This is a genomic window from Paenibacillus sp. 11B (genome assembly GCF_030487755.1).
Taxonomy (GTDB): Bacteria; Bacillota; Bacilli; order Paenibacillales; family Paenibacillaceae; genus Paenibacillus; species Paenibacillus vandeheii.
Window position 1 is genome coordinate 1,637,802 of the sequence record NZ_JAUKNS010000001.1, and the last position, 24,089, is coordinate 1,661,890.

A 24,089-nucleotide genomic window follows, 5' to 3' on the forward strand; every position below is an offset into this window, starting at 1 on the left:
CGATGCACCCACCCGATAGGTCTGGTGCGTACGCCTTTGACGTCTTAAACCTGTGTTTTGCGTGCATTCAGCCAAAGTGGCACACGGAACAAAATATTAATGAGCAAGGCCACAAAAATCAGCACTGCCGTAGCCTTCTGGGCAATTTCCTCCGCATCCGGCACAATCGCTTCCGATTGGATGTACCACAGATGCACAGCCAGGGTTCCTCCCGGCGAAAACAGATTGAAGTCCCACATCTCTCCTGAAGTGGATACCCCTGCGGTTAGAATAATGACCGCGCTCTCCCCGAATGCCCGTCCTGCTGTCAGACAGATGCCTGTCATGATTCCGTTCAGGGCTACAGGCAGCAATACATGACGAATCGTTTGCAGGTGGGTGGAACCCAGCGCAAAGGATCCATTGCGAAGTTCAACCGGAACCGCCTTGACCGATTCCTCCGTCACTCTGGTGAGCACAGGTAGATTCAGGAAGGCAAGACTGACCGCTGCGCCCAGAATCGTAAGACCAATCTCAAAATACTCGACAAACAGCGCAATCCCAAACAATCCGAAGATGATGGAGGGCACCGAAGACAGACCCTCCACGCAAATTCTAACGATCTCCATGAGCTTGTTGTTTGGCGCAAATTCTGCCAGATAGATTCCGGCTGCCATGCCAATCGGAATGGAGATGAGCAGGGAGAGAATCAACACATAAAACGAGTTGAACAGCGCCGGGCCAATTCCGCCCCCTTCTTCAATCTCGCTCGGCACCCCGTACAGGAAATCCCAGCTCAGCAAAGGCAGCCCCTTTTCCAGAAGCAAGAACAACAAGCCGACGATAAATAAAATGACGATAATGCCTATACCCCATACCAAACCTGTAAAAAGCTTGTCCATGAACATAGAACTGCTCCGCCGTTTGGCAAATGAATAGGTGGGGACCGGAGTTGCCTGCTTTTTTATACTCATGAGGAGTGTCCCCCTTTCTTCTGAAGCATTCTCACTGCTACGATCATCAAGATGGAAATGGCGAGCAGGATAAAGCCCATCATGTACAGGCCATGATTCCAGATCGAATCGAATTCCACACTAGAAATCTGCATGACAATATTACTGGTCAGCACTGCGGTGGGCGTGAACAGACTGTTTGCAAGCTGTGCCGTATTCCCGATAACCATTACTACAGCCATCGTCTCCCCAATGGCGCGGGTCATTCCGAGAATGACAGCATACATGATCCCGCTTCTCGCCGCAGGCAAAACTACACGGATTACAGTTTGAAACCGGTTGGCACCGAGTGCATATGCAGCATCCCGGTACTTGTTCGGTACAGCGGATATAGCATCATCACTGATCCGGCTGATTGTAGGAAGAACCATGATCGTAAGAACGATGGACGCCGCAAGTAAACCGTCCGCCAGATCATGTCCACTGAGATTCCGGAGCCAGGGAATGAGAATTGTCAGTCCCAAGAAACCGTACACCACGGAAGGAATACCAACCAGCAAATCCAGGACAGGACGCAGCGTTTGGCGAAGCCATTTTGGCGTCATCTCGGCCAAAAACACGGCAATAATGACGGAGATCGGAACGGCAAACAGCATGGTAAGACCGGTCAAGGCCAGCGTTCCCAGGATAAAGATTAGCGCCCCGTAATGTTCATTTTCCGGGTCCCAGTTGGTGGAGAAGAAGAATTCGGTCAGGGAAACGTCCGCAAAGGTGAGCACGCCTGTGCGAAGCATAAGAACCAGAATGCATAACAGGACCAGGCAAACAAACAGTGTACTGCCGATGCAGACCATACGAAACAGTTTGTTGGACCACCTTAAACGAGCCTTGCGGTCGAACCTTGTTCCCGAACCGGGAGCCTTGCCAAGGCTTGAGCCGAGCTCACTCGGAGCAGCGCTGTTCGAGGATGGATTTAAATCGATCATGAAGGACTCTTCCTTTCACATAGAGAAGCCAGCTTGGCGACCGTGCGCAGAAGCTGGCTATCCCTTTCCTTATGAAATACACAAATGGCGAACGTTCGCAGCCTTGTTATTTTACGGCAGCAAGCGGAATGAATTTCAGCTTTTTCAGGGAACCGTTCTGGAACTTGCTGCTTTGGATATACTGGATGAACGCTTTGGTTGCTCCAGTAGGTTGACCTTTGGTCATGTAATATCCAATGCCCCATACTTTATATGTTTTGTTCAGGACGTTTTTCTCAGTTGGTGCTACACCATTGATCGATACAGCCTTCATTTTGCTAGTTACATAAGGAAGGTCAATATAACCAATCGCATTAGGTGTCGTTTCAATCGTTGTTTTCATATCACCGCTGGAGCCAACCTCTTTGTAGTTATCTCCTTTGCTCATGAAGTCCTTACCATCCAGTGCTTTTTGTTGGAAGTTAACTCGTGTGCCGGAACCAAACTTACGGTTAACCACAACGATGTTGGCATCCGATCCGCCAACTTCCTTCCAGTTTGTCACTTTGCCGGAGAAGATGTCCTGCAGTTGTTTGGTTGTCAGATTACTTACACCCACATTGCTGTTCACAACAGCCGTAAACACTGTTACAGCTACCGGATTGGCTACCAAACCATCAAATTTCTTGAAGCCAGGTACATCTTTGGATGCATCCCAGTCTACAGCGCCAATGTCTGCGATCCCTTTACGAACGGATTGAGGACCTGTGATGGAACCTGCTGCGGAAGCGGAGATTTTGACTTTTGGATTATCTTTCTTGAATTCACTGGCAGCCTGAAGTGTGAGCGGAAGCAGCGCTGAGGAACCGTTAATGACAATTTTGCCTTTCTCTGTGCTCTTGGCAGCAGATGCCGTCGTTGCGCCACCAAGTCCACCAATTAGAGATACAGCCATAAGCATTGCTGTGAAGGGTTTGATCCATTTTTTCATGTTAACTAAACTCCTCTCGAATTAAAAAGCTTTAATGTTACTTCATGTCAAACCTTACTTCGTAACAGCTCTCCAGCTGCCGCCAGCTTGTACCAGAACTCGGCCATTCTCCACCACTGAGATTTGCGATCCGGCAACGGAAATGGAGGATACGTCGGAAGATACGGTGTACAGCTTGGTTTGTTTGCCAGTTACCGGGTCAATCGAAAGGATCACACTATTGCTGTCATCCTGGGCCGCAAGTACATACAAGATGCCACCCGACAGAATCGCTTGTTCTACATCGTACTCGGCATACACCGACGTAGACTTTTGAGATGAATCCACAGACAGCAATGATGCTTTACCATCTTCGGAAGGTACACTCACGTAGTAAGCTTTTTGTCCGTCAGCAGACCATACAAACACCTTATCATCGGTTGATGTTGTAAGCTTCACCGCCTCTGGTTTTGAACTTTCTGTGTTATACGAAAATACCTGCTGTTGATTGGCTGAAAAATCAATGGATACATTGTCTTCATCCACATTGGTTGTATCGGAAGTTACTGTACCAAGTGTCGTTACCGTATAGATGAATTTCTTGCCATCAGCAGAAACATTCAGGTTTTCCTTATAGTCCACCTTGTCTTCGACCACTTTCGTAATCGCGCCATCGGCCAAATTCAGCTTGGCAATGACGGAACCTTTATCCCCTTGCAGGAAATAGATTGCATTCCCGTCAGCAGACCATACCAGTTCCGGCTTAATGCTGTTGTCGCTCGTGATCAGTTTGGAAGACTTGGTCTTCAGATCAATGACGTATACGGCTCCTTCTGCATTTGTATAAGCCGCTTGATCACCGCTCGGAGAAATGACGAGATCTGATCCCCCGTCTGTAGTTAACAACAGATCGTATTTACCACTTGTCGTATTCACGAGATAATCCGTTCTGCCATCGTTGTTGCTCTTGGAAACAATCAACTTGTCCGCTCCGGCAAAACGTGGATTCTCAACTTCTTCGAGCAAGGATACCGTGCTGATTTCAAGCAGTCCGTTTCGTTTGACGATCGTACCGCCAACGCCGGACACCAGTGGACGAAGTGCAACGTAACTTGTACCACCAATAATGGTAACTGGTTGATTCAAATTTACTTTGGCGCCATCTACCACGATTTGTTTGCTTTTGTTTTGCAGTGTTACGGTGTGATCATTCAACTTGATCACTGTCGTTCCACTATTTACTTCTGCTTGCGCGCCAATGGCTTTGATCACATCACGAAGTGACACGAGAGTCTCTCCATTTTTAACGATGGAACGGACGATGATACTGCTACCGTTTATTGTAAGCGTGGAATTTTGTACCTGGGCTGCACTAGCCGCAGGTTTGGCTGCAGGAGCAGCCGATACTGCACTAACCACAGAAGTTCCTAACACTGTGGCTACCATGGACACTACTAACGCCTTTTTCATTGACATTATCTCTTGTCACCCTTCTCTATTCCATTTAATTTGACTTGTTTTGTCGTGCCCTGCTGTCTGGTATTCAATGCATGTATCGTCTTTATGAGAGCTTGTCCGGCTCATCCCCCCAAACTTCCACGTTCATAGTAAAAATTACCTATCACGATTGTAATTATAGGAGAGATTTGTAAACGGGAAATCCTGGAATTGTTAACGAATTGTCAATGTTTTCATAACACACAAAAAAGAGTCGCTGGAATACGACCCACGACTCGTTTTTTGTGTTAATATGCGGCTGCAGTATTACAGAAAATGTTGATTCTTCAGACCTCAATTTGTTCATATAATTGTCTCGTGACAAGAGAGGGCTGAATATTAAGCTCGGTCAATCTTTCTTTAAGATTGCGATAGATTCGGAGCACATGATCATGTTTGCCCATGTACAAGTATGCCTGCATGGCACGACGGTAGGCTTCTTCTTCGTATGGTGATTGGCTGATTGCACGTTCTGCTGCCTCTGCTGCTTTTCTGCCGTTATTGGAATTCAGATATTTCTCGGAAAGCTTCAACTTAAGCTCCAAGGAAAATTGCTCCAGCCGATGACTTAGCTCCAATACCCATGGATAATCCTCCTGCGGTAACAGTTCCTCCTGATACAAATGTAAGGTTTGCTCGATTAGCGATATCGGCATATCTACTTCTTGCTCCATCCTGAACGAAACGTCCAGAAAATCATATACGTCTGCTCTGATCCGTTCCTTATCCAGGATATAGTGCTCACTTTTATATCTCAACAAATGTTCAATACCAACGTTCCGCAAGTTTTTTCGTAACAAGCTCACACAGGTATGCAAATAAATTTTAGCTTTCTCATAAGGTTCATTAGGCCATAACTTTTCGATAATACGATCACGGTGAACCGCACTTGTCGCAGGGTTATTCAGCAGCAAATACGCAAAAAGCTCCTTCTCTTTGGCTGTTCGCCACATCAGCGTCTTTCCGTTTGTGATTGCAACATGGAAGGTTCCGAGCAATTGGACAAACAACTTATCCGTACTATCGGAATTGACGACAACGGGATCCATGGATCTGCTCTTCTCCTTCGTCCATCGCTCAATGGTCCGTGACAAGCGGTCCATCTCGATCGGTTTGAGCAAATAATCCAGTGCTTCATGTTCAAAAGCGGCCACAGCATACTGATCATAAGCGGTCGTGAACACGATCACGGCATCCGGTTCCACATCGTGTATGTTCGCCGCTAACTCCAATCCGCTCATTCCTGGCATCTCAATATCCAAAAACCAGATATCCGGCCGGATGTCCCCAAGTGCAGCAAGCGCATCGAAGCCATTAGCCGCACGCCCTGCGACGTGTACTTTACCTGTTCGAGCAAGGAACATTTCCAGCATATTTAAAGCATGCGGCTCGTCATCCACCAAATACGCTTGGATCAATGCAAGTTCCCCCTTTACATCATTTATTGGTATGGAAATTCAATCGTTATCTTCGTCCCGTGACCTTGCTCACTCTGGATCACAGGTGCTTGTCCGTTCAGGTGTTTCAGTCGCCTCTGCACATTTTGCAAACCAATTCCCTGCTCGGCATGGCTTCTGTCCAGGATACTTTCCACTTGCTCAGGAGACATGCCAACTCCATCATCCTCAACCACCACTTGAACCTGATTTTCACATTTTTGAATGAATAGCCGAACCGTTCCTCCATCAATCTTCTTCGACACCCCATGCCGAATAGCATTCTCCACCAGTGGCTCGATGAGGAGTGGCATCACTTTACAGGAATACAGTGATCTGTCCACATTCAATTCAACCTGAAGACGTGAACCGAAGCGCTCCTGCTCGATCTCTACATAGGCCTGAATCAACTCCATCTCCTTGCTGAGCGGAATCAATTCCTCCGAGTTATCCAGATGAAAAAGAATTCGCAAATAACGACTGAAGCTGCCTAACAGTTCTCCCGCTCTAGGCCCGTCTGTGAAACATAACGACATAATCGTACCCAAGGCATTATACAGAAAATGCGGTTTGATCTGTGAACGAAGAAACGCCATTTCGTTGTTCGCCGCTTCCTTCACCAACCGTTTCATACCGAGCAAGGTATGTACTCGGACCAGAATCTCACCCGCATCCAGCGGGCGTGTAATAAAATCGTTGCCTCCTGCCTTAATGCAAGCCTCAATATCCGCTGGAGTACTGCGCATATTGATAAACAGAACCGGCAGGTCCACCTGGCTGAATTCCAGCCGAATCTGCTTACACACCTCATAACCGGTAACCGAGGGCAGCATCGCATCTACAATAACGAGATCGGGCAGCTTACCGCTTGCAAGTAGCGATTGCACCTCCATGTCAGAGTCCGCAAAACTCACTTGAAAACCTTCTGTAGAAAGTAATGTATTCAAGTGCTCCATATCCACAAGATCAGTTGTTGCAATCAATATGGCTGCTGAAACATTGCCGGACGGCAATCCCGATAAATCCTCTCCGTGCTTCTCCTGAGATACTGCAGTCTCTATGACGTTCTTCATGTCAGCATCTGCTGCGGATGGAAGCTCGATCTGAATTGATTCTGATTCATCATTGACGCTAAGCCGGCCCCCCATAATGCTGACAAGCTCTGCTGCAACAGACAAGCCTGCTGAACCGTTGTGCATACTCTCTAAATCAGGGGATTCTTCTGTCCCAAATCGGGCAATTTGCTCCGTACGTGCCTCAAAACGAAGTATAATCCGCACTCGCTCTTGATGCCGCTCGCACTCGAATACCAGCTCCCTGTGACTATGCTGACCAATCATGTGATAGACAAGGTTGTACAGCACTTGCAGTAGACGGCTCTCGTCTGCAATGACATAGCGGGCCTCAGGCTCCAGCCGCCGTACCATAAGGATTCCTTTTCCTGTAGCCAGAAACCCGAGCACCTCCGTGACCAAAGAAAGGCAGGACACCAGATCAACATTGCCTACCGCAATCTTCATATTGCCGTCTCTAAATCGGGACATATCAATCAGATCATTTACAAGATTGGACATCCGGTATGCCGTATTGCGTATGAGCTGAAGCTTGCCTCGAATTTCCATCTCATTCGTACGTCTCAACGACGTTCCGAGAAGAGAACGGGACAAATGAATGATGCTATGAAGCGGCGAGTTCAGCTCATGCGATGTCAAAAGTAAAAACTCATCCTTTACCTTGTCCGATAATTGGAGCTGCTTCGTAAGCTGCTGCATCGCATCATAAGCTCGAACATATTGATAGATCAGGAGCACGGCGAAGACACTCAAAATAACTAATGTTGTACAATTCAGTAGAATCTGACTCACCGGATACCACGTTACGAGGATGCCAAGAACGTTGTTTACAAGCATAAGCCAGATACATATGATGAGCAGTTGTAACTGCGAACGACTCTTGCTCTCATATTTCTTCATAACATAGTGATGCAGGATGACAGCAAATGATAAGACATAAGACAACAGGTTAACGATATACATGCCTTCCTGAATGGAGGAATACACTCGAAATGGGGATAGCACGATCAGGACGACGTATAGAGCAAGCAAAGCACTTGGCAGCTGAAGGCATCTTCTGATCGTTTTCCCCTGTCCAGGGGCAAATTTCCATGTAATCATGCTAACAACGACGGATACGCCATATACCGCTGCATATTTCATTTTGAACGCGAATTCAAAGGGAATTCCCGGTACAAGCTGTAATAAGAGACGCTCCCCATTCGTCACCACAATAATGGCAAAACCCAAGAAGAATAGTGCGTAAAGCAACTGAATGCGATCACGATGCAGACGAAGATAGAGATAGAAAAACAGCAAACCAAAGATGACTACAATCCCCATGATGAACAGCTCCAGTCCAGACTGAATCATCGTTCTTCTTTCAATCTGACTGGCATACCCCAGTTCAATCGAGTTGTAGATGCCACCGCTGCGAAAATCAAAATTAGCTACCTGTAACACAATTTCGAGATCTGCTTGTTCCGTATGAAAATAAATCGTATATGGCTCATTGCGCGGTTTATAGGATTCCGCAGACGTGCCGGGAAGCCCTGATCGACTCATCAGCTGCCCATCCAGATACATCGTATCCGCGAAGCGAACATACCGTTTCGCAATTGCCAGCTGCTCTCCCTGAGGGACATTCCGCACAATCAGGCGATAGGTTCCATACCCCTTCCCGCTCATTGGATAGCCTTGATTGATCACATCCTCATCCCAGTTACCAGGCACTTGCATCATAATGGGCTTGATACGCATTAGATGAATCTGCTGTGGTGAGAGCAACTGCTCAGGATAGAATTCCCATTCTCCATCCAGTGGAATAATAGTATGGCTTGTCCATGAGAAATCTGCCAGCTCCAGAGTTCCCTGCTTGGCAACAGGCGTCTCTCGTTCACCCGTAATCTGCAGCACAACCACGAGTGCAAGCAGCATTGTCATTAATCCAACCCCTAACAAAAACCGATCCTTTCTGATGACAGTCATCTCTCCTTCTTCCGTAGCAGCTACCTCTCAATATAGCGTTATTTTCGCACTCACGCTTGATGCTGTCCATCCTTTTTCAAAGCTAGGATATAACGATGAAAAAAAGGCATCCGCAGATGCCTCCTGGACTTCATCTGATCATGCTCGTCCCTAGCTCAGGATAGGAACAAGCATGATCAGCACTCAACATTCTAATTCTGGGATGCAGCCTGGACTGCGCCGTAAGCCCAGTGATTTACAGATACATCCTTCCATCTGGATGTACCGGACAGATCAGGTTCGATATGAACCAGACGATTCAGCAATGTAACGGCCTCTGCTCGTGTCACAGCATCGTTCGGACGAAATGCTCCGTCTTGCGACACACTCATGATACCTGCTGCCAATACACGCTGAACTGCTTCGCGAGCCCAGTGCTGTGTAAGATCAGTAGCTTCGTTTGGCACAGCCGTTGTTGCTGCAGTTGCTTCTGCGTTTACATCCGCAGCTAATTCCTGAGTTTTCAAAATCCGCTCAATAATGACAGCCATCTCGGCTCGTGTAATGGAACGCCCTGGCATGAAATCTCCGGCATCATTGCCTCGCATATATCCTGCCGCAGTCGCCTTTTTAATCGCTTCGCGTGCCCATTCAGCAACAGGCATATCCCGATAGGATGAACTGAGCGTAGCTTCATCGCTGTCCGACGGTAATACGCGAGACAGTAGGGCTGCCATTTCAGCACGCTGAACCGCCTGATTCGGTCTGAACGTGCCATCCGCATAGCCTTGAATGTAGGCTGATGACTGGTCTCCGTTCATCAAAATAATGGAAAATGTGCTGAACTTGGTGACTTCAAACTCAATTCCGGGTTGATCTGTTCCATTAAACTTAACGATTTTACCCTTAACGAGTTCCTTCGTTCCATCGCTATGTTCAATAAATACTTGCAGCTTGTCCAGTTCCTTCTGCGTCAGGTTTGTATCTCTGATTGGCAGCACAACCGTCACTGGACGACTGCTCATATTCGTCTCAATCGTCATTGGACGACCTACCAAGCGGAAATCGGCGGTATTGGTTGACTGTTTGACGATTAATGGATCTTTCTGGATACGCTGCTCCACCACTTCACGTCCTGCGGCATCCTTGATCGGCACAAGATGGAAGAAAATATCCGAGACAAGTCCCTGTAAAGAATTCGCCGGAAGTTGCAGGGAAGCATTATCCGTTTCAATATACAGATTCATCTTCTCATCAGCCATCAGTGAAGTAGACTTGGCTGGAAGCTTCACGTTCAGTTCGGATACCTCGTCCTTCTCATCCGGAATCATGATCCGGGCAATATTCGAACCGGCCTTCTTCAGGCTTTCAATTGCACGAGAAGTCTGCTCAGCCGTCAGATTCACCTCGTCTTTTTTGCGTCCATCTGCCCCTGTTGTTCTTTCGATGATTGTTGCTGAAACAATAGCATTCGCATTCCGTTCATTAGTCACATTTACTGTAATTTTCTCGGAAGTGCTTGCATGCGTGGATGGTGTTGACGAACCACCGGATGAACTTCCTGAACTGGACGAACCCGGATTGGATGGTGTTGTTGGTGTTGTTGGTGTTGTTGGTGTTGTTGGCTCACCAACGACCGTGATATCGCCTGATATTGCCTGTTTCTTCATTTCAATCCCATCCGTATCCGTCACGGTGAAGTTTTCGAGTAGCGTCTCGTTGACGAACTCCACCGGATACTCGCCTGCAACAGCATTGGAGGTAATCGTGAATTCAATTTTGAACAACGTCTGGTAGGTCTTGGGCGCCGCCGGGATAGGACTCAGCCCTCCATTTGCATCACTCCAGCCCACGATAAGCGATCCTGTCTCATTATTCGCATGATGTCGTATTCCCGGATTGCCTGTAACATCAGTAACTTGCAAGGCTGCAGGATTGAACTTCATGCGTACCCCGTAAGAGCCAATCGGTTGGTTAAGCGTCACCGTTTCGACCGTTAGCGTTACCTTGTCACCTGCTTTTCCTTCTTCTGATCCGATGTAGACAATAACATTCCCAACCGGCTTCTCATCTGCCAGCACAGTAACTTGCCCGGCTTCTCCAGTCACCTGGAACGGATCAAATTCCTTCACCAGTGCGCCCGCATGAAGAGTTACTAAGCTTGAACCGATAACCGCACTCTCTTTAATTTTAAAATGAAGGGAATATAGCGCCGTGGATTCCTGAATGAAATTTTGCGTCGTCATTACCACTGAAATATTCCCTGGAGCAGACGTATCTTCAGTTAGGCTAACTCCCTGATAATGTTCATAGGCTTGGCGGTTTACAACCTCGTCCCCTTCCACGAGTTCAAGCACAGCCGAATCATAGGCAAAAGACAGTTCTGAGTGATAAAAAGAAAATTCTGAGCCTTTTGAATCATAGGATACAGGCACTTCGACGATGTCTCCTGGTTTACCGGATACTTCTCCGATATGAATGACAGGATCTACACTGGCCTGTGCCTGAGGAAGCCACGAAAAGATCATGGAAACCGTGAGCAGCATAGTCAGAAGCGTCTTCATGGACCGTTTGGATTTTACAGAAATTAAATGTCCCTTATGCTTTGGCAAGATAGTCACTCCCTTCTAATTTTACGAATTAATCCCCAAGAAAACGCCCATAATCAGGGCTGAATCTTTGGCATCTAGTACACCATCATCATTCATGTCCAACGCTTCAATCTGACTCGGTGTTAACGTGATTAAACCTTTGATATATTTATTCACTAATAAGGCATCTGCAGGTGTAATCACACCATCACCATTGGCATCACCTTTAATTCGCAGCATAATCGTTACATCCACGCTATCCGAAAATACAGCTCCATTGTTGGCCTGCCAGCCAAACGTTGTCTTTATCCCTGTAAAAGCTGAAGCAGAAACAAAGGCCAATGTGTTCAACTCTGCGACAGGAATAACCTGATTCTTCACGACATCAATGCCATTCAGCTGCAATTTGCCGCTGTCAGGGAGAGACGTAATGCGTATATCCGTCATAGGCCGCTCCTCTGGATCGGCATAATTTCTTTCAAAATCGGTGGATGTAAAGGTTACTGGTAGCCCTTGTTTAACTGTTTTGGAAAATGCACCCACAGCCGGCTTAGGCGTATTATCTTGGCTGAGACCCAGAGTACGAGCAGAAGTTCCGTCTGCACTGAAAATGACGATACGGTCTCTCGCCGTATCAGCCATGTACACTTCGCCTTCCGGTCCGAAAGCAATCTGATTACTGAGGTCAATGGGATAAGTCTCGTTTCCACTCACCCATGTACTCAAGACAGGAGCGTTAGGATATACGAAGCCTTCATAGCCCGTTTGCATAATCTGATTCTCGCTCACAACGTATAAACGTTTGTTTACTACATCCAGTGTCAGATCTGCAAGCTTGTCTGTTGAATTCTGTATACTAACCAAAGGGTAGATATAGACTCCATTATTATAGGTATACCACATATTTTGTCCCACCTCGTTATTACCGGAGATTACACTGGAGTATTCCTCCAAATTGATCCTGCTTCCACTTCCTGAGTTGTCCAGGTTAGTAAAAGAAAATTTAGTATTTTTCTGTATAGCATTATTCACCAAGCTGTTCTCGCTATAGGTTACACCTATAGCTTCTTTGTTGTACTGTTTAAATCTGATGACATTTCGAATATACCTTTGATCCACGCCTTGACCAAAGTTCATCCAATATTTATTGTTCAAGTCGATGGGTGGTGCGTTTACTGTGCCATCCGGGTTAAAAATATGGATCTGTAAGGATGCCCCTGATTGGGCTGCATAGATTAATCCATCGTTATCCATCGTTACCGCCGTTACTTGGTTGACCTCCATGGTGGACAGCACTTCGCCTTCCGCTGTAGCCCGAATAACCCGATTGTTGCCGCTGTCTGCGATCAACATCTCTGTTTCACCATCAACCGTCTTATAGAACTCAATGTCTGTAGGTTGGCTTAACGAAATGGGTGTTGTTGCAGCCAGTACCGATGAAGCTGGAAAACCCACGCTTGTGAGTAATGTAATGACAAGAGCAAGCACAGTCCACCGTATAAACTTCACTCTTGTACCCCTTCCAATGTATAGACTCAATTGTTCTCCTCCTTAGCCTTTCTGATGACTTACTGTTTCAATATACATAGCAGCTCTTAACAATCACTGAAAACCTCAGAACCAATAGAATACGGAGGGGAAGCCCTTTTTTCCTCAAAAAAAAAACGAAGGAATTGACGGATACACCCGTTAATCCCTATCGCTAATGTTTTATTCATATAAATTAGACATGACACTGCAACTGATCGATCGCTTCGTTCTACCGAATAAAAAGTTTCATCAATGTATTAAAAACCGGATTCACAATATAACCTGTCGGTTGGATCGAATACCTCTTACCCGAGTTCAGACGACTGATCTTTTCCATTTCCTCAGCGGATAGCTCAAAATCAAAGATCTCACTATTTTCTCTGATCCGCTTTGGATTGGATGATTTGGGAATCAAGATGACGCCCCGTTCCAGATGCCAGCGCAAAATGACCTGAGCCACCGTTTTGTGATGATGATCGGCGATTTCCTTCAATACAGGATGCTGCAACAATACCTTGTTTCCCTGCCCCAACGGACCCCACGCCTCATGCAAAATCTGATGTTTGTCCATATAGGCACGTAATTCGTTTTGCGGAAACTCCGGGTGCGTCTCAATCTGGTTGATCATCGGCAAGATTTTCGTGTGCTTCCTTAATTCCTCCAGATGCTGAATCTCAAAGTTGGCGACCCCAATGACTCTGATCTTGCCTTCCTCGTATAATTCCTCCATCGCTTTCCACGTTTCGATATACTTGGGCGAGGCAAAATGGATTAAGTACATGTCAAGGTAATCCACACCCAGTTTGTTTATCGTTTTCTGAAAAGCGTTCTTGGTCGCTTCATAGCCATGATCTGTATTCCAGACTTTCGACGTAATGAAGAATTGCTCACGCGGGATCTGGCTATGACGGATCTCTGCCCCCAGCGCTTTCTCATTCCCATAGATTCGGGCAGTATCAAAATGTCGGTACCCGACCTGAATGGCCTCGCGAATCGCTGTTGTAAATTCTGCTTCTTTCGTTATTTTGTAAACTCCAAACCCCAGTTGAGGAATGGGAACCCCGTTTCTGGCTTCAACCACTTTGGTATGCAAATTCATTTTGACCGCTCCTCCCAAAAACAAATCATAATATACTTGATATATATTATATCTAGTTAAATCCAAAAAAAGAGGTTAACCCTTTTTCTCTTCATGGAACAGATCGGTTAACCGTATTTCTTTTAAATAATTGTGCATTGCGATCTCCGCACCTTCAAGATGATGAATGACCTTTCGTTTCACGTCGTCCACGTCTTGTCCCTGGAGCTTTACATCGGTATGAATTTTAAACAAGTCTTTGCCGGGTTCAACTGCCAGGAATACATCCAACATTGTGATTTCCGATAAAGGCTGAGCAAGCAGTATGCCGCCCTTGGCACCTTCTTTGGCCATCGTCAGTTTGGCGTTATTCAGGTTTCGAATGACTTTTACCGTCGTAGGTACCGGAATATTTAGCTGCTCCGATATCACTTTGGTCGATAGGTAATTGTAACAGTTCTTCTCGGTATAGGAGTGAACGTAGAGAAGAATAGAGATTCCCTGTGATAAGGCTGTAGAATATGCCACTTTGATTCATCCTTACTATTTCTTTTCTGAATATACTATATATCTTTTATGTTTAGTTAGCAACTACAACACAATCTCCATCCCTTAACTTTACTGAGTTCACTCTACCCTCGATTTCATCGCTGCATATTTACTGGGCGTGATGCCTACAGCAGCCTTGAAAGACCGACTGAACAGATGAATACTCGAAAAGCCAACATCCTCGGCTATCCGGGTTAGATTATGTGTTCCTTCTATAATTCTTTTCTGGGATTGCTCTATTCTGATATGTGTCACATATTTGTGAAGGGTAATGCCCAGCTTGCTTTTGAACAAATGCGATAAATGGTTCGTCGATACACCGACATGTCTACTGATGGCAGCATTATTTAATTGAGGGTCGGCGTAGCATTCATGAATATAACGAATCGACTTTTCAATGAATGCCCACCCCTTGGTTAGGTTCCCCTCTTGGTTCTGATCTTCGGATTGATTTTTGAAGAACAGATGCAGCAATTCCAAACATATGGATTTCGTGATTAACGAAGATCCTCCCCGTTGCTCCTGAAACTCCTTATGCATGAGCGCAAATCTCATTTTCCATTCGATTCGATCAGCTAGCTGCAAATGAGAGATGGGGCGTATGGAAGCCAGATTCATTTCTCTATCCGCCATATCGGGTCTTTCAGTATGAGTTGCACTCGTGTTCTTCAATAAACTTCGCTCTTCCTCATAATACAGATCAAAATGAAAAATATACTGAATCAATGGCTGCGTGGAGGTGGACCGAATGATATGAGACATGAATGGATGCATCAGCACCATATCGCCTTCTTGGACCAGGTATTTCACACCACTCAAGAAGAACTCCGCTTCCCCTTGTTCAATGTATGTATACACGTGATCGTGGTCTATCCATTCCCCTGCCAAAGAAAAGGATTCCGTCATTCTCGCCGCCCTTACGAATGGCGAAATGCTATTCATCCATGGCTCATACACATGTGATCCCCCCAACTGCCTTCTCTCTGATCCGGTTTATATTTTGGCAAACACGCTATCGAAGCCTGCTTTGGACTTGGCAAACAATTCACTTGAATCGAGGGTTAGCGTTGGTGCCAGCACCTCTTGAGATACGACGCCTGTGTAACCAATCGCTTGCAGGTTCTTCAAGAACCCCTGCAGATCGATTACTCCCTCACCAGGGTATAAACGCTCATAATCCAGCAATTCTTCAATGGGTAGATCATAGGCATCATTAATATGGACGTGAACAACTTGTTCCTTCTTTAGATTCAACACTTCTTCGATCGCTAAACCGTTCGTATGCCAATGGTAGGAATCCACCAACAAACCTACATTGGGAGCATGGATCGTTTCGATCCAGTCCAGCGTATCCTCCACACTCCAAATGAATGGATTCTTCCATTGAGTTCGCAGATGATGGCAACCAACAAACTCCAATCCTAGTCGAATTCCATATGCGTCCAGAATATCTGCACACAGTCTCAGTCGTCTGGTAGCTGCCGCCATAAACGATGCTGCTTGCTGATCCGTGGAAGGTAAAATATAGGTACAGCAGCTGTAACAGTTCAACGAAGCAGCGGCTTCTGCCATTTGAACCAGAGATTGAAGTCCTTCGCGGAATTGTTCATCTGTGGTTCTCCATTCTACGGTCAGATCGGATGAACCGATGATCACCTGATTACTTTCCAACAGATATTTGGCCTGCTCCTGACCCACCTCTTGAATCAATGAGAGCGGATTCAAATCTACAGACTGAAATCCGTATTTTGCAGCATTCGTAATATATTGTTCGTTGGACTCGATGTTCCCCAAGCCTGCTCTTGTTAACCCTCTAATCATTCCAATCTCCTCCTAGGACCAGTCAAACAGTACACCGTTATATTGGTCTTTATTTATTCTTAGGCCTTCGTATGCTTCTTGCGCTTGTTCCGGCTTCATCACATGACTGATCAATGGTTCGATATGCAGCTGGTTCTTTAACATCAGTTCAAATACAATGTTCGAATTTCTCACCAGGGAATGCTTGACGAATTCATTCGGCTCCACCGGGAAGCGCCATTCATGTGCTCCTTTAAACGTAATGCACCCTCGTCCATACAGGTGGCAATAGTTCAATATATCGGTGACATCTGTGTTATATTCGCCTCGTGGACTGCCCAGGAAAATAATCTCTCCCAGCTTTGCGATCCACTCCAGACTTTGAACACCTACACTGGGCACACCCGTCGCTTCAATGTGGGTAGAGACACCTGTTCCATTCGTGATGGTGTGTATCTTTTCTTTTACTTTATCTTCTCCGCCATGAAGCGTATAGTCAACCCCACATGCCTGAGCTGTACGGATTCGTTCCGTTGACAGGTCCACACCAATCACCGTTGCACCTTGCAGGCGCGCCAATTGAGCAGCCAAATTCCCTACCAATCCGAGCCCCGTCACGCCCACAACATCCCCAAGTTCAATATTGGATACACGAACCGAGGTGAACGCTACAGTCGCCATACGGGTAAAGGGAACCCACTTCAAATCCAGCTTCTCAGGAACTTTGATGAAAACATGATCTGTGGATACCACTTGATATTCAGCATGATGACCATAATGGAACACAACGTCCCCAGGCTGAACATGGTCTACACCCTGCCCCACCTCGATCACTTCACTTACACTCGCATACCCCGGACATACGGGAAGCTTGGCCCATTCTTCTTTTCCCGATAACATCGCCAGCTCCGTTCCTGGACTGATAAGGGAATAGATCAATTTTACCAATACTTCCTTCTCACCTAGGGGTGGCAAAATAAAGTCCTCCTCTACCGTCTCCACTTGCAGCGGACGAGTAAACATGATCTTTCTATTCTTCATTACCTTCACTCCCTTCTTATCGTTTTAACTACAATATAAGACTTTTCATTAGCCATGTCTTTGATTGCAAAACCGATTTTTTATCTAAAACAACGATTTTAAAACCTTTGTAAGTGAATCCAGCATAAACGTAAAAAGACTCACAAGATCCAATGATCTGTGAGCCTCAAGTTCAATCCTATTCAGCCGTGGTGTGATGCGGTGCCGTACTCCCGCTAGACGATTGACTGCTTCATCATAGCCAGCCGTCATTGAAACCGGATTGGCCGCATGGTTCCTTTTTTGCTAATTCCACAGCTACACTTGTCACTTCTCAACCGCCAACTACGGCTGCAACCCATGAACCTCAAACTCATAGATTCGGGCTGCCGTATCGCCGCCCTGCGTAGGTTTCAGCACATTCAGCTTCACATAACGAGCCTTAACCAGCGCAATCGCGTCCGATGTTTCGGCTGCCATGTTCCCCTGTACTTGAACTACATCGGACCAGTTCACGCCATCAGCACTGACCTGGATGGAATAGTCGCTCGTATTAAAACCGGACCATTCCCCACCACTCTCCGCATGTTTGATGACAAAACCACTGATCTGATGTTCATTGCCGAGATCAACCTGCAACCAATGCTGCTGATTCCCCAGTGCGCACCACTTGCTGTTGTCGGTCACCTTGCCGTCGATCGCCTTTCCCGCGCCTTCAGCAGGTCCGCAGGCATGGTCCGCAGTCGCCGTTTTGCCAAGTGCGACATTCTTGACCCCGGAAGCGCCCTTGCTGACGGTGATCAAAGCTTGCTTCGTTACCGTATCCTGCCCCGAGCTGTTGGTAGCTGTAAGCGTCACACGGTACGTGCCTTCCTTGTCATACGTTACCACTGGATGCTGTTCCGTGCTGATCCCTGGACTGCCGTTCTCGAAAGTCCACGACCAGCCTTCCGTCACCTCGGAAGAGAGGTCGGTGAAATGCACTTGCTGACCCGGTGCGATAAGTGTTGCATCGGCCTTGAATCCTGCTTCCGGCTTCGGATACGCTGGCCACTGGATGGTCACGCTGGCAGCCTGGCCGGGCTCATATTTTGCATTCACTGCCACGACTTTCAGTACAGTTGCCTGTTCCGCGTTGATTCTCTTCATCTCAGGCACATAGAAGACGTTATTGGCGGTCGCACCGACCCAAGTCTCTTTGCCGTCGGGCAGCACGCGGTAAATCTCATATTGTTGAACTTCCTCGTCCAACGCTTTCCATTGCAACCTGGCATCGCCGTAAATGCCCCCGCGGAAGTCGGATTGGATGACATTTAATTCTTGAACCGCTTCAAGTGGCTTCACTGGATTAGAATTGTTATGAATGGAAATCTGACCGATATGGATGTCATAATCCGATATGATTTCCTTGCTGTCAAAATACAAAGACAGTGCCACAATCCGCTTTCCTTTGTAAGGCGTCAGATTCAAGATGTCCGTCGTCCAACCCGATGCCTTTTTGTCTTTTACATCCAGAAAGACGAACTGGTCCGGATGGTCTGCAAAAGCTAGCCCAACCTTCATGCTCGGCTTGTTCTGCGTTTTATACGTGATCGACAGCTTGGTAGCTGGCTCAATCTTCAGATCGGTTTGATACAGCTTTAGATGGGTGGTATTTGCTGAACTTAGCGTACCCGCTACCTTGAGGGAACTGCCGCCATAGTAGGCATCCGACCAATCGAGAGAAGGCTTCAACGCCGTGCCTTTACTCTCTGCTAACCAGCGCCATGTCGGAAGCACATCCTGCAAACTGCGGTTATTCCATCCGGTCTCCCGCACCTGCGTGCCATCCACATAAAATTTCTCGCCACTGCCCGTATTGAAGCTGGTGGTGAATGGCAGCTGATCTATCGGCGAAGATTCAACCACATTGTTCGCAATCCCTTTCCAAGCCTGGCTTGTCGCCGTATTGGCCGGGTTGCCGTTCTGTCCTACCCAGAATTTATTCTCACGAGCAAAGAAATCAGTCATACTGTCCGCGCTGTTGAACGCCCAATCAGGTCGGTAAATGCCGAGCGAAGTCACAGCCGGTTTTCCCTCAGGAAACAGCGAATTCCATTTCAGACTGGTATCGTACCCTTTAGCTTCGACATCGATGCCTGCGAACAGTTCGAATGGTGATCTGCTCAGGCTCTTGGCTTTGGCAGCAGAACTGCCAAGGTCATTCCACCAAAAGTTCAGGAACATGCTGTCTGATACCTTGTTCCCGTTATCCTGCAGGAACATCGCGTTCCGGTCCGTCAGCGCATTCTGCCAGGAAATATTGCCTTCCCTCGTCATGGAATCATACCAGATGATCTCCATTCCCGCGGGCTTATGGTCCTGAAGATAACGGAGGAATGCCTTCATCAACTGTGCGTCTGCGGCTGTTCCGCCCTCGGTCTCCTGGTTGATAAACCAGCCGTCAAAACCGTAGTACTCAGCGACCTCGATCAGTTTATCCGCCGCCGGAAAAGAACCGTCGCTGTTTTGCTGAAGCATTTGCTTCACCCACTCATATTTGCCACCGTACACGGATGGCGGGAAGAACACCGTGCCCATGATTGGCACTCCGTTCCGGTGTGCCGCATCAATCGTATCAGCGCTTGGCGGCACAATAATGCCTTCTCCCGCCGAGCCGCCCCAATATACGAGCTTGTCGACATACTGCCAGTAAGAGAACGTATTCGCAGAGAATGTATCCGAGCCCTGCGATGGAACGCCGCTGGTTCCCTGATTCAGCGCAGACAACGCCATTACTTTCGCATCTTTCGTTGCATTGGGGTTAACACCGTCCCCCGTGAAACGGCTCTGGAGCGGAACAGTGCTCCGGTTGAAGGCCGCATCCGGGTCGGAAACCGGATTCCATTGGAGCAATTGCTCCGGCAACCAATACGATGAATAAGGTTGCTTCGCCAAGGCCGCTGAGGAAAGAGCAGCGCATACCATTATGACCAATATGAGACTAGCACCAAGCTTTTTCATGCCATACCCTCCAATCCAATTTTGGCAATCCAATCAGGGTAAGAAGAAACGCCCGTCAAACCGGACAGACGTTTCCATGTCTACTTTATAATTCAGACTTATTTTGGATTTGCAGCTTGCCATTCATCGTATTGCTTTTGCGCTTCTGCAATCACTTTATCCAGACCTGCCGCTTTCAACTTCTCGATCGCTTTCGGCAGATGCTCATCCGGGTCAACCGCACCCGTCATGATGGATGGGTAGAATTCCTTCACGATGGCGGAGATTGAAGCCACTTCCGTCTTCACCGGGTCAGGATTGAAGTTGAAGCCAAAGCTTGGAGCAACTTTCGCGGAATTGTTGAACTCTTTGAACGCTTCCCATTTATCGGCTGGATCTTCCTTGTGCATGTAAGTCAGGAACAGGTTACCCAAGGCAAAGCCAGGCATCTGGAATCCGTCCTTCATCGCTGGCAGGTCCTCAATGACATTATCCGAAATCTTTTTGTAATGTGTACCTTCAATGCCGTAGTTGATCAGGTTACGCAGATACGGATCGGTATTCAGCAAGTTCAGGAACATCATGGCCCGTTCAGGGTTTTTGGAGTTCGCCGAAATCGCATGCATAGCACCTGTTGCCGAGCCGGTGAAAATAACCGGATCCTGCATCGGTGTAGTCACGATATCATAGCCAGCGCTTCTGGACCATCCCAGTTCGGCGTAAGGCTGAGTCTGTTCACGGTCAACAAACCATTTGCCTGTCTTGATGTTGTCGATACCTTCCAATGTTGCTACATCCTTGCGCAGATAACCAGCCTGATAGTATTTGCGGATGGTTTTCAAGGAACTCTTCAGCTCTTCGGATTCCAGCACATTAACGTATTTACTGGTGTCACCGTTCATGTTGATGCCGACCGGGAATTCGTCACCCAACAGGAAGTCGAATGCCAGATAAGGCTTAAAGCCCTTCGGAACAGCCAGCGGAGTGATGTCGGCCGGCTCATTGTCTTTGATTTGCTTCAGGTAAGGCTCCAGATCCTCTAATGTACGAATCTTGGTGATGTCCATGTTGTATTTATCCACGTACTGCTTGTTGAAGCGCCATACCCATTGTGAAGCCAGCTCTTTGTTAACTGGCACGGCATAGTTTTGACCACCGATCTGTGAGCCTGTAAGGAAGCGTGGATCAAGCTGCTCTTTAATGCCCTGACCGTATTTATCCAACAGATCATTGATTGGCAGGAACGCCCCTCTAGTAGCATTTGGCAAATAGTCATAAGCCCACGAAGAGGTGAAAGCGATATCATAATTTTCGCCCGAAGCGGTAATGACCGGCATCCGTTTGGAATAATCGCCCCAGTCAATCATCGTGATGTCGACGGTTGTATTTATTTTCTCCATTAAATATTTGTTCATTTCATCCTGTACAATGGGCAGGTCGCGCTGTGGACCACCGATCAGATATACCTTGAGCTTTACCGGGTCCTTATCGCCGGACTCTCCCCCGGATGCCGTATTCCCGCTAGTATCATTGGTATTACTGCCACCGCAGCCTGCAAGCATCGTAGCAAAAGCAAGCATTAAAGCAGCCATGAGCAGAGCGATTTTTCTTGTCTTCATGTGTATCCCCCTTATTAATGTTATTGTTACTGCCCTTTGGGGGCAGGCACAACCAGACTTATTCTTTGACCGAACCAATGGTCAGGCCCTGTATAAAATACTTTTGGAAAAACGGATACGCCAGCGCAACCGGCAGTGTAGCCAAGACAACCATCGCCATGCGGACGGTCTCCGTTGGCAGTGTCGAGGCAATGTCGTAGGACACGACCCGGCTGCTGTTTTGCACAACAAAATCCATATTGTTCTGTATTCGAATCAACAATGTCTGGAGCGGAATCAATTTCGCATTGTCGATATAGAGCAGCGCATTGAACCAGTCATTCCAGAATCCTAACGTACTGAACAATCCAATAGTCGCAATGCCCGGCAACGAAATCGGCAGTACGATGCGCGTATAGATACCGAATTCAGTAGCTCCGTCGATTTTGGCCGACTCAATAACTGCATCCGGCACGGTGGTCGTGAAAAATGTACGCATAACGATAATGTAAAAAGCGTTCATGATCGACGGCAGGATCAGCGCCCATATCGAATCCCGCAAGTGCAGCACCTGCGTAACCACAATGTAACTGGGAACGAGACCGCCGGAAAATAGCATGGTGAAGAAGGCCAAAAAGCTGAAAAACCGACGCTGTGCAAAATTTTTGCGCGAGATGGCATACGCATACGTAGTGACCAAATACAATGTCAGCGCGGTTCCGACAACCGTCACCGTTAAGGTAACCCCAAACGATTGGGCCATCTGCTGCCCGGATTCCATAAGAAATCGGTAGGCATCCAGCGTCCAGACTTCAGGAATTAATTTAAATCCATTGATCGCCAGCGTCTTCTCATCGGTAAATGAGATGATGATGATGAACAGAAATGGAAAGATACAAGATAAGGCAAACAGACCGATGGCTATATTAAAAACCACATTGGATAACGGTGAAATGGCATTCAGATCTTTTGGTTTCTTTCTGCTCCTCTTCGCAGGAGCAGATGCCCGCTTTATCGGTTCGCTTAAGTTACTCATGGATAGCACCTCCCTTGCCGCAGCCTAGAATACGGCATAATCCTTTTCAATTTTACGCACAGCATAATTAGCCAGCAGGACAAGAATCAAACCAACAACCGATTGATACAATCCTGTAGCCGTACTCATTCCCGTATCGCCCATAATGGTTAAGCCGCGGTATACAAAAGTGTCGATGACATTGGTGACCGGATACAGTGCACCGGAATCCCGTGGAACCTGATAGAACAGTCCAAAGTCGGAACGGAAGATGCCGCCGATCGCCAGAATGGTCAGAATGATCATCAGCGGCCTGAGCAGCGGCAGCGTAATGTACCGGATCTGTTTCCACTTGGTGGCGCCGTCGATCATCGCTGCCTCATAATAAGAGCGGTCGATACCCGCGATTGCTGCCAGATAGACTACGCTGCCATATCCTGCACCTTTCCACAGGCCGAGCAGAATGAGAAAATACGGCCAATACCCTGTCTCGCTGTACCAACTGACCGGATCTCCTCCGAAATAGGTAATGATCTGGTTGAACACACCCTTTTCCACACTCAGAAACGAAAAGACGAAATAACTGATAATAACCCAGGACAAGAAATAAGGCATAAACATCGCGGTCTGGTAGATCTTCGCGAGCCGTTTATTCAGCAGTTCGTTCATAATGATCGCAAGCGTCACCGCGAGGACCAATCCGAGAAAGATGAGACCCAGGTTATACAAAATAGTATTACGTGTGATGATATAGGCGTCACTGGTGGAGAACAGAAACTCAAAGTTCTTGAACCCGACCCAATCGCTTTTTAGAACGCTTTCAAGAAATCCGCCCGGATGAATCCGGAAGTCCTTAAAAGCAATAATCGTTCCGAACATTGGCAAATAGGCAAAAATGATAAACCACGCTGCTCCCGGCAGTACCAGCAGAAGAAACGCCTTGTTCTTCATCAGACTTTTGAAGATGCCCAGCACGGCTGTCCCTCCTTATAATCGCATTCACTGTCGCTTAGCTGCACCCAGTATTAATCCCCTATGACCAACACTGGCAGACCTAAGCCCTCTTGGTGCTTTGGATTCCTCGTTCACTCCTTCCTCCATTATGC

Annotated in this window: 17 protein-coding genes; all 17 read right to left on the reverse strand. The window is 47.2% G+C overall.

What is annotated here, in order from left to right; translation table 11 throughout:
• Positions 1-44 precede the first annotated feature (44 nt).
• The 17 genes from pstA to Q0V21_RS07290 all read right to left on the reverse strand — a co-directional run bounded on the left by pstA (position 45) and on the right by Q0V21_RS07290 (position 23,934).
• Positions 45-953: a phosphate ABC transporter permease PstA gene (gene pstA / locus Q0V21_RS07210; protein WP_079350561.1), complete on the reverse strand. Its 909-nt coding sequence runs from the start codon at positions 951-953 to the stop codon at positions 45-47.
• The gene (pstC, locus tag Q0V21_RS07215; protein ID WP_301878197.1) at positions 950-1,918 is read right to left on the reverse strand and encodes a phosphate ABC transporter permease subunit PstC; all 969 of its coding nucleotides are present in this window, start codon (positions 1,916-1,918) and stop codon (positions 950-952) included. Before pstC ends, pstA begins: the two co-directional genes overlap by 4 nt.
• Before the next feature lie 106 nt (positions 1,919-2,024).
• Entirely contained in the window at positions 2,025-2,888 is an 864-nt protein-coding gene (locus Q0V21_RS07220; protein ID WP_079350563.1) for a phosphate ABC transporter substrate-binding protein, read from the reverse strand.
• A 54-nt stretch (positions 2,889-2,942) separates the two neighbouring features.
• Entirely contained in the window at positions 2,943-4,337 is a 1,395-nt protein-coding gene (locus Q0V21_RS07225) for a stalk domain-containing protein (protein WP_301878198.1), read from the reverse strand.
• 314 nt (positions 4,338-4,651) lie between these two features.
• Positions 4,652-5,782 (reverse strand): response regulator, encoded by a 1,131-nt coding sequence (locus Q0V21_RS07230; RefSeq protein ID WP_079350564.1) that lies wholly within the window; start codon positions 5,780-5,782, stop codon positions 4,652-4,654.
• A 23-nt stretch (positions 5,783-5,805) separates the two neighbouring features.
• The gene (locus tag Q0V21_RS07235; protein ID WP_301878199.1) at positions 5,806-8,796 is read right to left on the reverse strand and encodes a histidine kinase; all 2,991 of its coding nucleotides are present in this window, start codon (positions 8,794-8,796) and stop codon (positions 5,806-5,808) included.
• A gap of 236 nt (positions 8,797-9,032) precedes the next feature.
• The gene (locus Q0V21_RS07240) at positions 9,033-11,432 is read right to left on the reverse strand and encodes an S-layer homology domain-containing protein (protein WP_301878200.1); all 2,400 of its coding nucleotides are present in this window, start codon (positions 11,430-11,432) and stop codon (positions 9,033-9,035) included.
• A gap of 21 nt (positions 11,433-11,453) precedes the next feature.
• Positions 11,454-12,950 (reverse strand): dockerin type I domain-containing protein, encoded by a 1,497-nt coding sequence (locus Q0V21_RS07245; RefSeq protein WP_301878201.1) that lies wholly within the window; start codon positions 12,948-12,950, stop codon positions 11,454-11,456.
• 220 nt (positions 12,951-13,170) lie between these two features.
• Positions 13,171-14,040, reverse strand: a complete 870-nt coding sequence (locus Q0V21_RS07250) for an aldo/keto reductase (protein ID WP_301878202.1) — start codon at positions 14,038-14,040, stop codon at positions 13,171-13,173.
• A 75-nt stretch (positions 14,041-14,115) separates the two neighbouring features.
• On the reverse strand, positions 14,116-14,547 hold the full coding sequence (locus Q0V21_RS07255; RefSeq protein ID WP_179132919.1) for an RrF2 family transcriptional regulator: 432 nt from the start codon (positions 14,545-14,547) through the stop codon (positions 14,116-14,118).
• 99 nt (positions 14,548-14,646) lie between these two features.
• Positions 14,647-15,525: an AraC family transcriptional regulator gene (locus Q0V21_RS07260; protein ID WP_079350570.1), complete on the reverse strand. Its 879-nt coding sequence runs from the start codon at positions 15,523-15,525 to the stop codon at positions 14,647-14,649.
• 36 nt (positions 15,526-15,561) lie between these two features.
• Entirely contained in the window at positions 15,562-16,389 is an 828-nt protein-coding gene (locus tag Q0V21_RS07265) for a sugar phosphate isomerase/epimerase family protein (RefSeq protein WP_301878203.1), read from the reverse strand.
• Between the two features lie 12 nt (positions 16,390-16,401).
• On the reverse strand, positions 16,402-17,409 hold the full coding sequence (locus tag Q0V21_RS07270) for a zinc-dependent alcohol dehydrogenase (protein ID WP_079350572.1): 1,008 nt from the start codon (positions 17,407-17,409) through the stop codon (positions 16,402-16,404).
• 324 nt (positions 17,410-17,733) lie between these two features.
• Positions 17,734-20,391: an endo-beta-N-acetylglucosaminidase gene (locus tag Q0V21_RS07275; RefSeq protein ID WP_301878204.1), complete on the reverse strand. Its 2,658-nt coding sequence runs from the start codon at positions 20,389-20,391 to the stop codon at positions 17,734-17,736.
• A gap of 98 nt (positions 20,392-20,489) precedes the next feature.
• The gene (locus Q0V21_RS07280) at positions 20,490-21,989 is read right to left on the reverse strand and encodes an ABC transporter substrate-binding protein (protein WP_301878205.1); all 1,500 of its coding nucleotides are present in this window, start codon (positions 21,987-21,989) and stop codon (positions 20,490-20,492) included.
• Positions 21,990-22,047: 58 nt separating this feature from the next.
• Positions 22,048-23,004, reverse strand: a complete 957-nt coding sequence (locus Q0V21_RS07285) for a carbohydrate ABC transporter permease (RefSeq protein WP_079350575.1) — start codon at positions 23,002-23,004, stop codon at positions 22,048-22,050.
• Positions 23,005-23,028: 24 nt separating this feature from the next.
• Complete coding sequence (locus Q0V21_RS07290) at positions 23,029-23,934, reverse strand: ABC transporter permease (RefSeq protein ID WP_373456334.1); 906 nt, start codon at positions 23,932-23,934, stop codon at positions 23,029-23,031.
• Between the last annotated feature and the right edge of the window lie 155 nt (positions 23,935-24,089).